Raw genomic sequence first — 14,848 nt, 5'->3', positions numbered from 1 at the left:
CTTGCAAAAGGAAGGGCTGCCGGACATGTCGATCGATTACTCGTACAGGAAGCAGGCCACCTTGTGCCCAGGTCGCGCCTCGACTAGAGCCGGATGCTCTTTCCTGCAACGCTCCGTGCAATGCGGGCACCTCGACGCGAGCGGGCAGCCCTTCATGTCCCCGATGGGGCTCGGGATATCGCCCGTGAGCGCGATGGTGTGCTTCTCCTCGAACGGGCTCGTAGGAGGAATCGCAGAGAGAAGCGCCTGCGTGTAGGGATGTAGCGGCTCCTCGTAGATGCCCTCCGCGTCGCAGAGCTCGACCACCTGGCCGAGGTACATGATGGCGATGCGGTCGGAGATGTGCTTGATGACGCTCAGGTCGTGCGAGATGAAGACATACGTCAGGCCAAGCTCGCGCTGGAGCCTGCCGAAGAGGTTGAGCACCTGAGCCTGGATGGACACGTCGAGCGCGGAAACCGGCTCGTCGCACACGAGCAGCTTCGGTTCGAGCGAGAGCGCGCGGGCGATGTTGATGCGCTGGCGCTGGCCGCCCGAGAACTCGTGCGGATAGCGATGCATGTGCTGGGTATCCAAACCGACAAGCTCCATCAGCTCGCGAACGCGAGTCTCGCGCTTTTTCGGGTCGGTCTCCGTCTTGTGGATGATCATCGGCTCTTCAATGATCTTCGCACAGGTCTTGCGCGGGTTGAGCGAAGAGTAGGGATCTTGGAAGATCATCTGCACGCTGCGGCGCTGACGGCGCGCGCGGTCTTTCTTGAAGTCAAGCGGCTCGCCTTCGAACGTGACGGTTCCATTCGTTGGCTCATGGAGGCGGACAAGGCAGCGTCCAAGCGTCGACTTGCCGCAGCCTGACTCGCCGATGATGCCGAGGGTCTCGCCCTTGTACACCTCGAGGTTCACGCGCGAGAGCGCATGCAGGTACTGGGACTTCTCGCCGATCTTGTCGGAGCGGATCTCGAAGTCCTTCGACAGGTCGCTGATCTTCAAAATGACATTCGGATCGGCAGGCGCTGCCGCATCGCCCGATTCTGGGACAGGCTTGGTTGCAGCCGTCTCCTCATTGGCGTTGATGCTCATTACTTGCCTCCTTTCACGCGCTCGAGATGTGCATCGAGCGTCTGCCTATGGCAGGCGACGAGATGCCCCGGCTCGACTTCGATGAGTTCGGGAACTTCCTTGCTGCAAATGTCCTGCGCGTAGGGGCAGCGGTTGGCGAAGTTGCACGCCTTGCCCGTAAGGCGCAGGTCAGGCGGCGTTCCGGGAATCGTGGAAAGGTCGGCTTTGCGCTCGGAAGAAAGCGAGGGCATGGAATCGAGCAGGCCCCACGTATACGGGTGCATGGGTTTAGCGTAGAGCGACTTCACGTCGGCCGCCTCGACCACCTTGCCCGCGTACATGACCATGGCTCGGTCGCACACGTCCCACACCACGCCCAGGTTGTGCGTGATGATCATAAGCCCGATGTTGTTCGTGCGCTGCAGTTCTTTAAGCAGGTGGAGCACCTGAGCCTGGACGGTAACGTCGAGAGCGGTCGTGGGCTCGTCGGCCAAGATCACCTTCGCGTTGCAGCACAGCGCCATGGCGATGATGACGCGCTGGCACATGCCGCCCGAAAGCTCGAACGGGTAGGAATTGAAGCGCGCCTCGGGGTTCGGGATGTTCACCGAACGCAGCGCGGCGATCGCGACCTCACGGGCTTCCGCCTTGCTCATGTTGCGATGGATGCGCAGGTTCTCGGTCATCTGCTGCCCGACTTTGAACACCGGGTCGAGCGAGGTCATGGGATCCTGGAAAATCATGCCGATATCGCGTCCGCGGTAGTCGCGCAACTCCTTCTTCCCGAAGGAGAGCACGTCGCGGCCCTCAAACTCGATCGATCCTTCCTCGATGCGCGCGTTGGCCTCGAACAGTCGGATGAGGCTTTTCGCCATCATCGACTTGCCCGAACCGCTCTCGCCGACCACGCCGAGCGTTTCCCCTCGTGAAAGGGTGAACGAGACGCCATCGACTGCGCGGGCCGTGCCGCTCGCGAGATGGAAATAGGTCTTGAGGTTTTTCACATCGAGAAGCACCTCGGACTCGGGATTGGCGGCAGAGCCGACGTTTGCTTCCTGTCCGTTAACTTCGTTTGCCATAAATCTCACCTACTTCTTCATCTTCGGATCGAGCACGTCGCGAATGCCGTCACCGAGCAGGTTGAACCCGATAACAGCCACGAAGATGAACAAGCCCGAAATGGTAGCGATATGCGGAGCGATTGCGAGGCAGGTCTGGCCTCCTCGCAGGATGTTTCCCCAGGACGGCGTCGGGATGAGGATGCCCAGGCCCAAGAAGCTCAGGCCGGCCTCGGCGATGATGGAGCCGCCGACGCAGAGCGTGGCGTAGACGACGACCTCGGACACCGTGCTCGGAAGGATGTGGAGCACCATAAGACGGAGGTTCGATGCGCCGAGCACGCGCTCGACGTTGCAGAACTCCTCGTTCTTCGCAACGATGACCTTGCTTCGAACCACGCGTGCAAACCGCGGCACGTTGCCGATGCCGATCGCGAGGATGACGTTGAACACACCCGATCCCAAGATGGTGACCAGAAGCAGGGACAGGAGGATGAACGGGAAGGCGAACAGGCCGTCCATGACGCGCATGATGATCGAGTCGACGATACCGCCCATGAAGCCGGCGACGAGGCCCAAGATGATGCCGATGACGCCACCGAGCACCGTCGAGCCGATGGCGACGACGATACTCATGCGCGCACCGTAGACGATGCGGCTGAACAGGTCGCGGCCCAAATCGTCGGTGCCAAAGATGTGGCCGTTCACGCCGGGCTCGAGATAGGTCTCGGTGATCGACGTGGCGTTCGGATCGAACGGCGCGATGAACGGGGCGAAGATGCCGATCGCGAGCATCACGATAACGATGATAAGACCGATGACCGCAGACTTGTTCCTGATGAACTTGCGCCATGCGCTGTTGGCCTTGCGCTCCTTCTGGATCATCGCCTCTTTGGCGGCCTCGGTGATAGCGCCGTCAACGACTTCCATCTCGGCACCGGAAGTCGCCGCAGCTGCCGATTTCTCTTTAAACATTGTTGGCCCCCTTCTTCGCCTCAGCAGCAACCTTGGGGTTGATGACCATGTACAGCAAGTCGGTGATGAGGTTGATGACGACGAACGCGATGGCGACGACGAGCACCGTCGCCTGGATAAGCGAGTAGTCGCGGTTGTCGATCGCCGACGTGATCATGGTGCCCATGCCAGGCCAAGCGAAGACGTTCTCGGTAAGGACAGCGCCCGCGAAGCAGCCGGCAAACTGAATGGCGATAACGGTGATGATGGGAGGAAGCGCGTTTTTGAGCGCATGCTTCCACGTAATGGACGCCTCGCTCACGCCGCGGGCACGCATGGCGCGCACGGAGTCGCTTCCGAGCGTCTCGATCATCGACGATCGGGTGATACGCGTGAACGTGCCCATCGGGATGATGGCCAAACAGAAGCAGGGGAGCACCAAGTGGCTGATGAAGCCTATGAGGCCGTCTTTCTCTATCGATCCCATGCCATAGCTCGGCAGCCAGCCAAGCGTGACCGAGAAAAGGAGCACGAGCATGATGCCGACCCAGAACACCGGCGCGGAAACGCCGAACAGGGACAGCACGGTCAAGACGTAGTCGACGATGCTGTTCTGCTTCCTCGCAGAGACAACACCGAAAACGACGCCGAAGATCACCGCGATGATAAGCGCGATGACCGAGATGAGCAGAGTGTTCGGGAGACGCTGCGCGATCATGTCGATAGCGGGCTGATTAAAGTAGTACGAAGTCCCGAAATCACCTTGGCATATGCTCACAAGGTAGTTCCAAAATTGAACGATGATTGGATCGTCCAATCCAAGTGACGCACGCATCTCTTCGACTTTGCTTACGTCATATTGGTCGCCAACCATAGCGGCAACAGGATCGCCAGGAATAAGGCGCGTCGCGATAAACGTGAAGGCAACGACAACGAAGAGCGTTGGAATCAGTTGAAGCAGACGCCGCAGGATGATTTTCGCCATGAGCGGTCACCATCTCCCTTCAAAAAGGTGCGACCCGGCAAACCGGGCCGCACCCAAAATCTCGTCTAGCAGGCTGATATCCTACTTCTCTTTCCAGATGTTGATGCCAGAGCCCTCAAGTCCACAGACGCGCATGACGGCCTTGTTCTCCTGAACGTAGCCGTGCACTTCCTTGCGCAGGCCCCAAGAGAGCTTGGTCGTCGCGTAGAAGGCGGCGATGGGGGTCTTGAGCGCAATCTCGTTGAGCTCCTCGTAGAGGTCCTTGCGCTCCTGCTGGTCGGTGAGCGTCAGCGCCTCATTGATGATCGCGTCGGTCGCGGGATCGCTGTAGCAGAAAGCGTTGTAGTTAGTGTGAATCTTCTCGGAGTTCAGGAAGTAGCCGACAAACGTCGCCGGGTCGGCCGAGCCGCCCTGGCCGTTGATCCACATCTGCACCTTGTTGTTGAGGTAGCGGTCGGTGACCTCGGTGGAGGAGACGCTCTGAATCTCGACGTTCACGCCGATCTGCTTAAGCTGCTCCTGGACGAGGGTCGCGGCCTGAACGTAGGCGTTCTGGGTGCCCGTGGTGAGGACGATGTCGAAGCCGTCAGGATAGCCGGCCTCGGCGAGCAGGGACTTCGCCTTCTCGACGTCATATGCGGGAACGAGCGATTCCTGCTCCTCACTGTAGCCCCAGGAGACCTTCGGCACGGGCAGAACCGACAGCTCACCGTCGCCGTTGGCGTAGACGCCGTCGACGATGGTCTTGCGGTCGATTGCGGTCGAGAGGGCCTCGCGCACCTTGTCGTTGGACAGGATGGGGTCGGACAGGTTGAAGCCGATGTAGGCAAGGCGCGGCTCGGTGTTCTGGGAGAGCACGAGCTTGTCGCTTGCGGAAACCTGCTTGATGAGCTGGCCCGTGACGTTGAGGGAGATGTCGATTTCACCCGTGGTCAGCGCGTTCACAGCCTGAGCGTCCTCGGTGATGATGTGGTACTCGATGCTGTCGAGGTTCGGCTCGACGCCCCAGTACTTGTCGAACTTCGAGAGCTTCGTCGTCTGGTCGGGGGTGTGCTCGTCGACCTTGAACGGGCCGGTCGAGACGGGATGCATGCCGAATTCCTCGCCCCAGCCTTCGACTTCCTCTTTCGGGACCATGAGGACAGAAGAGGAGGTGAGCTCATGCAGGAAGGTCGCGTTGGCGTCCTTCAGGTGGCACACGACCGTCTTGTCGTCGGTTGCCTCGGCGTAATCGAGGAAGAACAGGTAGTTGCACCAGTAGTCCTTCGCGCGGTTCACCGAGTAAGCGACGTCCTCGGAGGTGAGAAGGCGACCGTCCTGGAACTTGCCAGGCTGGAAGTACACATCGTCGCGAATGGTGAACGTGTACGTTTTGCCGTCTTCGGAGATTTCCCACTTGGTGGCGATGCAGGGCAGATATTCGCTCTGATCGATGTTCTCCTGCACGAGCGTGTCGCCGTAGTTCTGGCAGATCTGATCGGCGGTGGTGGAGTCGACGTAAAGCGGGTCGAGCGACTTCGCCGAAACCGTACGGTTGAGCGCGACTTTGAGGACGCCGCCCTTCACGACTTCCCCGGAGCCGCTTTGGCTCGCTCCAGACGAAGCCTGAGAGCCGCCGCCGTTGCCCGAGCATCCGGCCAACCCGAACAAAGCCGTGGTTGCAGCAGCGGTTGCAGTGACGCCGACGAACTGTCGCCTGCTCAGAGTGCTCTTTTCCTTCTCCATGACCTTCGTTCCTTTCCTTCCCAACATGCCTTTCCCATTTTTGACATGCCCCAAGGCGCCCTTACGCCAAGGTAGTCGTGCGCGCCTGTTGGCTTGCGGGCTTCACCCTTCCAGGCTCGGCAGCGCTCGCGTTCCCTTTCGCGCATGACGGTCACTTTACACATCGAAGTATTTCGACACTGTTTCAACCGATACAGATTTTATCCGACTCCGCCATATCCACAAAAACTGATAGGTTTTCGGCTAAATCTTTTCGATTTCGTAACCGTTCGACTACTTTATCATGATATAACCATACAAGTTCTAGAAACCTAGGAGAAAGGAAGCTGTACGCATGGCAACTATTTTTGCCGCCACGTCGCTCGACCTGACGGAAGAGCAGAGGGATTCGCTTGCGGATGCCCTCATCAACGATCTGGGCACGATTTACAAGCACGCGCTTTCGTTCAACCTGGTTCAGATTCCCCAAGACAGCTGCCGAGGAGATTCGATCAACCAGACGACGTTCTTCGTATGCGTGCCGCCTTACGCCACGCTCGAGAAGAAACGCGAGACCATCGAGCTTCTGCACAACACGATGGTCCGCGAGACCGGATACCAAGGCGAGCTGAAGAACATCGTCCTTTTCCAGTACCACGATGACGACGGGGTTGGAAAAGACGGCGAGCTGTTCGCCGACATCAAGGCTCGCAAGGCTCAAGGCTAGCTCGAAAAGCCGGGCAGCCGGGTTTTCGCGCCGTCCATACGCGCGGCGCGGTTTTGAATCGACAACCACATCGCAAAGATGATCCTGAAAGGAATTTTCATGTCTACCATTTTCGTCGCAACCTCCATCAACCTCGAAGGCGAAGAGAAGAAGCAGTTCCTCGACACCATCGAGGGTGCCGTCGCCGAGGTGTTCAAGTGCTATTCCATCTACTACACGCCGGTCCCCAAGGAGAACTGCTCCGAGTGCGCGAAGGACCAGATCACCTTCTTCGTGTTCGTGCCGCCCTACATGGAGATCGAGCGCCGTCGCAAGCTCATCAAGGTGCTCGACGAAGCCGCCAACAAGGCCGTCGGCTACCGCGGCGAGCTGAAGAACATCGTCATCTTCAAGTACCATGACGACGAGGCTTGCGGCGTTGATGGCGTGCTGCGCGCCGACGCGAAAGCAGCTGCAGAGAAATAGTTGTATCGACCCTTCGTTTGTAGGCAGGTCTCTATGAAGTACATGAACATCGGACACTCCGACGTCAAGGCTTCCATCATCACGCTGGGAGCTTGGTCGATTGGCGGCGGAAGCTGGTGGAAGAACACCGAGGACGAACTGTCCATCAAGACCATCCACCGCGCGCTCGAGCTGGGCATCAATACGATCGACACCGCGCCCATCTACGGTCTTGGCCACAGCGAGGAAATCGTCGGCAAGGCCATCAGCGGCAACCGTGACGAGTTCGTCATCTCCACGAAGGCGACCTTCGACTGGGACACCGGCGTGGGCCGTTATTGGAACGACGTCGACGGCCACAAGGTATATGTCGATCACAGCTACGAGGGCATCAAGAAGGACTGCGAGAACAGCCTGAAGCGCCTGGGCACCGACCATATCGACATCTACTACGCGCACAACCCCGCGAAGGACACGAGCGTGTACCCGGTCGAGGACACCGTTCGCGCGCTCATGGACCTGAAGAAGGAAGGCAAGGTTCTCGCGCTTGGCCTCTCCAACGCCCAGCCGGACGTCATCCAGGATTGGCTCGACCATGGCTGCGAGCTGGACATCATCCAGCGCAAGTACAGCATGCTCACCCGTAACGTCGAAGAGGGCGTGCTGCCGCTTTGCCGCGAGAAGGGCATGTCCTACCACGCATACTCGCCGCTCGAGCGCGGTATTCTCGCGGGCACCGTTCCCGCTGACCGCGTCGTGCCGAAGGGCGACGCCCGCGACGGCGAGCTGTGGTGGAAGCCCGACCGCCTTCCGAGCGCCGTCAAGTTCGTTGACGGCCTCGCCGACATCTGCGAGGAATACCAGTGCACGCGCGTGCAGCTCGCTGTCGCGTTCCTGCGTGCGCAGGGCGACTTCGTGAACGTCATCTGCGGCGCTCACAAGCCCGAACAGATCGAGGCAGACGCGCCGGCGGCCGATGTCGAGCTTTCGAGCGAGACGGTGGCTGACATCCGCAAGCGCCTCGCCGCGCTTGACGCCGAGTTCGAATAGGGCTCGGCTGCGTTTCACGAAACGCATTGCTCTTCGAGGGCCCCTTCAAGTCGCTCGGTCGCCGAAACCGGCCTTGGCTTGAGGGGGTTCCTTTTATGGCGGCCCTGGTCGTGGATCGTATCGCTCGCTGCTGGAAGTCGGCGGGCGATACGATAGGAGAGTGCCAGGGGGAGAGGGACGGCGCAGCTTCGGCGTTTCCACGCGCCGCGGAACAATGATTAAGACGGGAGATATCACATGGCAACCGAAAACGAGACGGCAGCAGGCACCGACGCGATCTTCTCGCTCGAGCAGATGCGAGGCGCCTACGAGCATCGCGCGCTATGGCTTCACTACCTTGCCGAAAAGGCTGTCGAGGACGGGGAGAACGGCCCGCTCCACCAGGCGATCCGCAAGTGCGGTCTCTATCACGCCGACGTGAGGTTCGTGCCCTTCACCTCGATGGACGCCTTCGACGAGGTGTTCCAGTCGGAGCCCGCGAAGAGCGTCTTCGAGATGGAGACCATCGAGAAGGACGACGACACGCTGTCGATCGACTTCCATTACTGCCCGCTCGTTGAGGCGTGGAAGAAGCTCGGCCTTCCGCAGGACGAGATTTCCGCACTGTGCGACATCGCGATGGACGGCGACCGCGGCATCATCGAGGGGCTCGGCTGTCTGAAGTTCGACCTCCCGAAGACCATCGCCAACGGCGACGACGTCTGCCAGATCCGCATCACCCGGAAGTAAAGCTGCAGGGTAGCGCGCGCAGGCTGCATGTGGGCTTGTGCTGGGCGGATGCTCGCAGGCTGCGAGCGCTTGCGAGCACAACCCGCGAACGCGCATCCTGCTTACGGGAAACAAGAGTAATGATAGAGCGGCGCCGCCCTTAGTTGAGGCGCCGCAACGACGGGGGCATCTTCGACGAGAGGATGCCCCCGTCTGAAAAACGGCGTCGTCCATGGGCCTGAGACCTTCTAGCCCGATTAAACTCGAGAAAACCTGCAAAGCCAAAACGAAAGGACACACCATGGCAACCATCGTAAGCATCACCGACGCGACCATCCCCGAGGGCAAGAGCGAGCGCGAGCTCATCGACGGGCTGGGCGAGGCAATCCGCACGGGGCTCGGACTCCCGCCGAAGCTCAAGAGCGTGTACAACACGATGCTCAGCCCCGATCACACCACCGTGAAGGACAAGCCCGAGCTCACGATTTTCATCTACACCGCGCCCGACAAGACCACCGACCAGAAACGCCAGGTCCTTGCGAACCTGAAGGAGTTCACAGACGGGTTCTTCGGCAAGGACGCGATCAATCTCGTCACGATCTTCAAGATTCACGAGGACCACAACGTCGGCGTGAACGGCGTGCTGCGCCTGGACGCGAAAGCTGCCGCCGCAAGTAAATAAGGGGACTCTGGCGCAAGGCCAACCCATCATGCAAGTTCGGCCTTAGCGAGAAGTTGTTCATCCTAGAACAGAAGTACACGGGTTAATTACATAGCAACCGAATCAAACAGACAACGGAACATCAGTCGATGGCGCCTCGCATCCGCTCAATCGGACAGATACGAGGCGCTTTTGCGCGTTAAGCTCCTTGGCTCCACAACCTGGCAGAAAAACTATCGCGAGCGGCGACAGCACTTGCCAAATCCGCAGCGTCAGGAAACCCCAGGACGCTCCAGTTAGGGCCCACTCAAGGGCCAGGACTCCCCACCAGGCCTCCCCTTCTGCATTTTACAATTCGTGATAATCGAGATTATGTAAACTTTTATACACTGTATATTAACGCGCCTATCAGGTAAAGCTGCGCCAGTATAAATGCGGAGGCACCTCCATACTGGCGCTCCAGTCATCATCAGATGGAATGTCTATGCGTCGGCGATCTTATAGTTGCTAGGAATGACCTTGACCGTTGCGGGCGGCTCCTTTATCGACGTATAGCAATCGAGCGCGATCGTCTCGCCATCGAGCCAGTGGTTTGCGTACAAGCTTGCCGTCTCCACCTTGACGCCACTCGAGTCGAACAATTCCACATCAAAATTGATATAGTCGAAGTCGTAACCAGTATTGTTCGTAGCTGTCGTCTTGCCGATGAAGGTCGAGTACTGCTCAGTGAACTCGAGATTTATCGAACTCGCCAACGACTCGACTGCCTCCTTCTGGTCGTTGTCCCGCTCCACCTTCTTCCCGTGGCTTACAAGCTTATCGAGACTGTCCTGGTGACCGACAGACACCGTAAGGCCATAGTCGTCCACAAATGTCTTGAGCAATGAAGTGCGCTTATCGTAGGCCTTCTGCCAATCCTGCTTGTACTTGCTGTTATCAGTTGCGTACAATTCGGCGGCCGCGCGCTGATCCTTAAGCGCATTGATGTAGGCGATGGCATTCTCCTGCAGCTTGCTATCGGAAAACTGCGCGCTTTGGTATTGCTCAACCTGCTCTAGCTCGGCATCGACGAGCTTTTCGTAGTATTCGGCAGACTTGTCGGCCTTGGAGGACTGCCCCACCAATGTATCGCGCGCCTCGTAGCCTTTCGCAAGCGATTGGATAAACGCCTCGTCGGCATATTCGGATTGGCTTTGATCGCTCTTTTCTGCACATCCCGCAAGCAACACCATACCGGCAGCAAGAACGCACGCCAGAATAACCGCCGACCACTTCCTGAACATATTCATCGCAGACACCACCTTTGGGTTAATTGGCCGAGACGGCATCGCTCTGATTTTCATCAAGCGCATCCGGGTAAGTGGCACTCCCCAGCTCCGCGCCGCTTTGATCAACGATGCTCACAACGCAGCTGACCGGCTGACCCGCGAATTGCTGATACATGCAGGCAATAACACCAACCTGAAGCGGCGCAAACGCCTCGTTGAGACCGATTTCACTGCTACTGATGGTCAGCGTGACGTTGGAAAACTGGTCATCATAGTCGATCGCTGTGATTGTCGGCCAATCTTCGCTGTTCGGCATTCCGTCAAAAGCGTCCACCACATTCTGGTGCCACGAATCGACGAAGCTGTTGTACGCATCAATGGGCATAGTCGCGGTATAGGAACCATCGTCGTTGGCAATGATGTCAGTGCAGCCTTTTTCTTGCAGACTAGATTGCACATCTTCGGACGATTCGTCTTTAAAGAGAGAGGCGGGGAATGTCACAGTGCGCGTGGTGATTGTCGCCTTCTCAACTGCGCTGTATTCGTCCTGATCACTGGTTACATTCCCTGAGTTTTCCGTGGCGCATCCCGCCAGCATGACGCACAGCGCGCACGATATGGCGACGGTGGCGGCAATTGCGCCCACGCGGTTTTTCAAGTTCGTTGCTATCATGGCTTTCCCTCGTATATTCTTTCTGCCACTGTTTTTGGGTGTGGCACCCACCGCTTCCAACGCAGCGGCAGCGTTTCTTTACTCTCGACAACGAATATGGGATAAAGGACGCATCATGGGCGGAGGGCGCAGTGCGTTTCCTAGAGTTTGGCTCTGCTAGAAAGGATTGCGCCTCCGGCCTGCAGCGTGACGCGAATAAGGCTGGATGACCGTCTCGGGTCGCATGTCCAACGAGGCTGCGTGCTGCAGATGCCGAAGGAGGACCTTCGCTCAGGCGGATCGAGCGAAGGGAGCGAGCCTTGCAGTACATCGGAATCGACATCGCCAAGAACACCCATGTCGTCGCGTCGCGCATGGCGGACGGAGCGCCGCATGGCAAGGCATTCCAGTTCGCGAACGACGAGCGCGGATTCAGGTCCTTGCTCGAGCGCTTCGCCGAGCTCGAGGCGGGCCCGGACGACTGCATCGTCGCTATGGAGTCCACCGGCCACTACTGGCTGGCTCTCTGGTCGTTTCTCGACGACCACGGATATCCCGTCGCGGTGGTCAACCCCGTCATGACCGATGCCTTCCGCAAGGCAGATTCGGTGCGCAAGACCAAAACCGATGCAATCGATGCCTTCCTCATCGCCGAGTACGCGCGGTTCAAGAACCTAGGCCCCACGCCGATCGCGCCTGAGGTCGCCGACGGTGCCAAGGTGCTCACGCGCTACCGTGCGCACCTCGTCTCCGAGAGGACCGCCCTCAAGAACCGAGCCACCGCAGCGGCCGACCGGGTGTTCCCCGAGCTCGCTAGATGCTTCTCGACGAAGCACACCGCCGCAAGCCGGGCGATCCTCTCCGAGTTCGGCACTCCTGCGCGCGTGGCCTCAACCGACATCAGGACGCTCACGCGTGTGATCAGGGAGGCCAGCCGGGGCCATCACGGCCGCGAGAAGGCGGAGGAGGTCAAGGCTGCGGCGAAGACGTCGGTGGGTTCTACTTGGGCCTCTGAGGCGCTCGCCTTCGAGCTTGCCCACATCACAGCCCTCATCGACCACATGGACGAGGAGATTGCCGCCATCGACACCAAGATAGCCGAGGTTGTCGAAGGCCCCATGGCCGGGTTTTTGCAGACGATCCCCGGGATCGGCCCCGTGAACGCAGCGGTCATCCTGGCCGAGGTCGGAGACCCTTCCCGCTTCGAGGAGCCCTCCAAGCTCTACGCCTACGCGGGCATAGACGCCTCGAAGTCCCAATCCGGCAAGTTCGACGGGACCGAGCAGCGCATGTCCAAGCGCGGCTCGTCGTATCTGCGGCACGCGCTTATGTATGCGGCCGACAAAGCCAGGATGCGCGACCCGTACTTCGGGGACTACTATGACTCCCTGAGAGCGCGCGGCAAGCATCACTACGTCGCGGTATCGGGTGTGGCGAGGAAGCTGTGCGGGGTGATATTGGCGGTGATGAAGGAGCAGCGGCCCTACGAGAGCCGTCCGTCTATCCAATCGCAGCAGAAGGAGCCGACAGCAGGCTGAGGTTCGCAGTCCGGACACCCGATCTCTTTGCGGCTGCAGATCCATGCAGCCTAAGCAGCCATGTCCTGAACCGCTCCGATGGTCGCCCTTTATCCCATATTCGATTGTCAAAGTTCTATCTAAAAATGTCTCGGAAAGCCCTTGACATCATTTAGCTGGTCTTTCTAATATACGAACATCGATGACATACGTTGGAGACGAGTCGAAAACTGCTGTATCGAGAGCGTTTGCGCAAATGAATCACAGGTGACAAACTATATGCAGACGCTTCCGAAACGGCTTGCACGTTCTCTCAGGGCGGGTTCCCGCGCCCTCTAAAACACTGCGCCCCTCATGGCAACCCTCCCCTTTTCTCAGTATCAAATAGATAGATTGCAATGTTTATTGGATGATTGTAGGTCAGGTGAGGCATTATGGATGTCCTATGCGAGGGACACTGAGGCATAATCAAGGGGCAGCCATTGCACCACCGATAAACCCGAGAAGCCGTTATCCCATTCGCATAAGCGGACCGCGGCAAGGTCGCCAAAAAACCAGGTAGAACCAAAGACATACCACACTGCTGCCCCGTTGGTCTGAAAATGGTATGCGCGGACGCACGTTAACCTCCTTTTTACTTGCTCGCAATATTGCCTGCCTAGACTCCCACCTATCGAAGCGGCGAAATCCGGAGTCGTCGTCTTCCCTTGGTTTGAAAACGAGCGAGGCAGGAGAAGCGCATGAATTGCAACGACTACCCGATGTACGGTTTCGCGGATAAGGAGGAAGTCCTCGACGCAGCGCGGAAGTACTGGAATCCCGACAAGACCGATTTCTGGGTCAACGAAGGAATCCCTCTCGTCATCGGAAAACGCGAGGGATACGTGTTCGAGGACATCGACGGAAAAACCTTCATCGACATGCACCTAAACGGCGGCACGTTCAATCTGGGGCATCGCAACCCCGAGATCATCGACACGCTGAAAGACGCCCTCGATCGAGTCGACGTTGGAAACCACCATTTCGCAACCTCAGGGCGCGCCGCCTTGGCCAAAGCCCTCATTGAAACCGTCCCGGGAAACACCATGGACAAGGTGGTGTTCGGCTCCTGCGGAGGCGAGGCGGTCGACGTCGCCATCAAGAGCGCACGCTTCGCCACGGGGCGCAAGAAAATTGTCTCCGTCATCAAGGCCTATCACGGGCATACCGGCCTGTCTATCGCAACTGGCGACGACCGCTTCCTGAAGATGTTCAACTGCAGCCGCCCCGATGAGTTCGCGCACGTCCCCTTCAACGACATCGACGCCATGGAGCGCGCCCTTTCGGGCGACGACGTGGCCGCGGTCATCATGGAGACCATACCCGCGACCTACGGTTTCCCCATGCCGGCGCCCGGCTACCTCGCCCAGGTCAAGGCGCTGTGCGAAAAGCACGGCGCGCTCTACATCGCCGACGAAGTGCAGACGGGACTCGGGCGAACGGTTGACTTCTGGTGCTTCGAGCATCACGGAATCACCCCCGACATCGTGGTGACGTCGAAAGGGCTCTCCGGCGGCATCTACCCGATTTCCGCGACCATCTTAAACGAGCGCGCCGCGAAATGGCTCTACGAGGACGGGTTCGCGCACATGGCGACCTTCGGCGGGTCCGACCTGGGATGCGCCGTCGCCCTTAAAACCATCGAGATCACCCGCCGGGCAGAGACGGTTGAGCACGTCAAGGCGCTCGACGCGCTCTATTCCAAGAGATTCGCCGAGCTGCTCGAGAAACACCCGTCACTGATCGAGGTCCGCCACGACGGCACCATCGCGGGACTGAAATTCCAAGGAGAAGACGAGCCCGCCGTGAGGTTCTGCAAGCTCCTGTACGACCGCGGCGTATGGGCAATCTTCTCGACCCTCGACAAAACCGTCCTGCAGTTCAAATCGGGACTCCTTCTCCCCTTCGACCAGGCGAACTTCGTCCTCGACGCCATCGACGACGCCCTGTGCGTCCTCGATGGGGAAATCGAGAAGGACGTCAGCGCCGATTGGGCTCACGAGATGAAGCTGGCGGGGTGAT

General features: G+C 59.0%; 14 protein-coding genes. 7 read left to right on the top strand and 7 right to left on the bottom strand.

From position 1 onward, the window contains the following. Positions 1 to 36: 36 nt before the first annotated feature. The 5 genes from ACMRQN_RS01610 to ACMRQN_RS01590 all read right to left on the bottom strand — a co-directional run bounded on the left by ACMRQN_RS01610 (position 37) and on the right by ACMRQN_RS01590 (position 5,808). Entirely contained in the window at positions 37 to 1,080 is a 1,044-nt protein-coding gene (locus tag ACMRQN_RS01610) for an ABC transporter ATP-binding protein (protein WP_418733535.1), read from the bottom strand. Next, the gene (locus ACMRQN_RS01605; RefSeq protein ID WP_418733534.1) at positions 1,080 to 2,138 is read right to left on the bottom strand and encodes an ABC transporter ATP-binding protein; all 1,059 of its coding nucleotides are present in this window, start codon (positions 2,136 to 2,138) and stop codon (positions 1,080 to 1,082) included. Before ACMRQN_RS01605 ends, ACMRQN_RS01610 begins: the two co-directional genes overlap by 1 nt. Positions 2,139 to 2,147: 9 nt before the next feature. Further along, positions 2,148 to 3,092, bottom strand: a complete 945-nt coding sequence (locus ACMRQN_RS01600; RefSeq protein WP_276996975.1) for an ABC transporter permease — start codon at positions 3,090 to 3,092, stop codon at positions 2,148 to 2,150. Then, complete coding sequence (locus tag ACMRQN_RS01595; RefSeq protein ID WP_330034120.1) at positions 3,085 to 4,056, bottom strand: ABC transporter permease; 972 nt, start codon at positions 4,054 to 4,056, stop codon at positions 3,085 to 3,087. The genes ACMRQN_RS01600 and ACMRQN_RS01595 overlap by 8 nt, the downstream gene beginning before the upstream one ends. Before the next feature lie 81 nt (positions 4,057 to 4,137). After that, the gene (locus ACMRQN_RS01590; RefSeq protein WP_418733533.1) at positions 4,138 to 5,808 is read right to left on the bottom strand and encodes an ABC transporter substrate-binding protein; all 1,671 of its coding nucleotides are present in this window, start codon (positions 5,806 to 5,808) and stop codon (positions 4,138 to 4,140) included. A gap of 307 nt (positions 5,809 to 6,115) precedes the next feature. Here ACMRQN_RS01590 and ACMRQN_RS01585 point away from each other — a divergent pair, with 307 nt between their 5' ends. The 5 genes from ACMRQN_RS01585 to ACMRQN_RS01565 all read left to right on the top strand — a co-directional run bounded on the left by ACMRQN_RS01585 (position 6,116) and on the right by ACMRQN_RS01565 (position 9,371). After that, positions 6,116 to 6,487, top strand: a complete 372-nt coding sequence (locus ACMRQN_RS01585; protein WP_297149089.1) for a hypothetical protein — start codon at positions 6,116 to 6,118, stop codon at positions 6,485 to 6,487. Positions 6,488 to 6,586: 99 nt separating this feature from the next. Further along, positions 6,587 to 6,952 (top strand): hypothetical protein, encoded by a 366-nt coding sequence (locus ACMRQN_RS01580; RefSeq protein WP_276996985.1) that lies wholly within the window; start codon positions 6,587 to 6,589, stop codon positions 6,950 to 6,952. A 33-nt stretch (positions 6,953 to 6,985) separates the two neighbouring features. Further along, on the top strand, positions 6,986 to 7,981 hold the full coding sequence (locus ACMRQN_RS01575) for an aldo/keto reductase (protein ID WP_277015317.1): 996 nt from the start codon (positions 6,986 to 6,988) through the stop codon (positions 7,979 to 7,981). Between the two features lie 237 nt (positions 7,982 to 8,218). Beyond that, positions 8,219 to 8,710, top strand: a complete 492-nt coding sequence (locus tag ACMRQN_RS01570) for an L-2-amino-thiazoline-4-carboxylic acid hydrolase (RefSeq protein WP_418733532.1) — start codon at positions 8,219 to 8,221, stop codon at positions 8,708 to 8,710. Positions 8,711 to 8,990: 280 nt separating this feature from the next. Further along, complete coding sequence (locus tag ACMRQN_RS01565) at positions 8,991 to 9,371, top strand: hypothetical protein (protein WP_418733531.1); 381 nt, start codon at positions 8,991 to 8,993, stop codon at positions 9,369 to 9,371. 461 nt (positions 9,372 to 9,832) lie between these two features. On the opposite strand, the gene ACMRQN_RS01560 is transcribed toward ACMRQN_RS01565, so the two are convergent. Together ACMRQN_RS01560 and ACMRQN_RS01555 are read right to left on the bottom strand one after the other, a co-directional pair. Beyond that, positions 9,833 to 10,639, bottom strand: coding sequence for an FxLYD domain-containing protein (locus tag ACMRQN_RS01560; RefSeq protein ID WP_418733530.1), 807 nt, complete (start codon positions 10,637 to 10,639; stop codon positions 9,833 to 9,835). Positions 10,640 to 10,658: 19 nt separating this feature from the next. Continuing rightward, on the bottom strand, positions 10,659 to 11,291 hold the full coding sequence (locus tag ACMRQN_RS01555; RefSeq protein ID WP_418733529.1) for a hypothetical protein: 633 nt from the start codon (positions 11,289 to 11,291) through the stop codon (positions 10,659 to 10,661). A 299-nt stretch (positions 11,292 to 11,590) separates the two neighbouring features. On the opposite strand from ACMRQN_RS01555, the gene ACMRQN_RS01550 reads away from it, so the two are divergent. Beyond that, positions 11,591 to 12,808 carry an IS110 family transposase gene (locus tag ACMRQN_RS01550; protein WP_418733528.1) on the top strand — a complete coding sequence of 406 codons (1,218 nt, stop codon included), beginning with the start codon at positions 11,591 to 11,593 and terminating at the stop codon, positions 12,806 to 12,808. 719 nt (positions 12,809 to 13,527) lie between these two features. Then, positions 13,528 to 14,847 carry an aspartate aminotransferase family protein gene (locus ACMRQN_RS01545; RefSeq protein ID WP_418733527.1) on the top strand — a complete coding sequence of 440 codons (1,320 nt, stop codon included), beginning with the start codon at positions 13,528 to 13,530 and terminating at the stop codon, positions 14,845 to 14,847. Position 14,848 lies beyond the last annotated feature (1 nt).

Origin of the sequence: Ellagibacter sp., from assembly GCF_048412355.1 — a bacterium.
Lineage (GTDB): Bacteria > Actinomycetota > Coriobacteriia > Coriobacteriales > Eggerthellaceae > Ellagibacter.
This window is presented reverse-complemented; position numbering and strand designations above follow the sequence as displayed.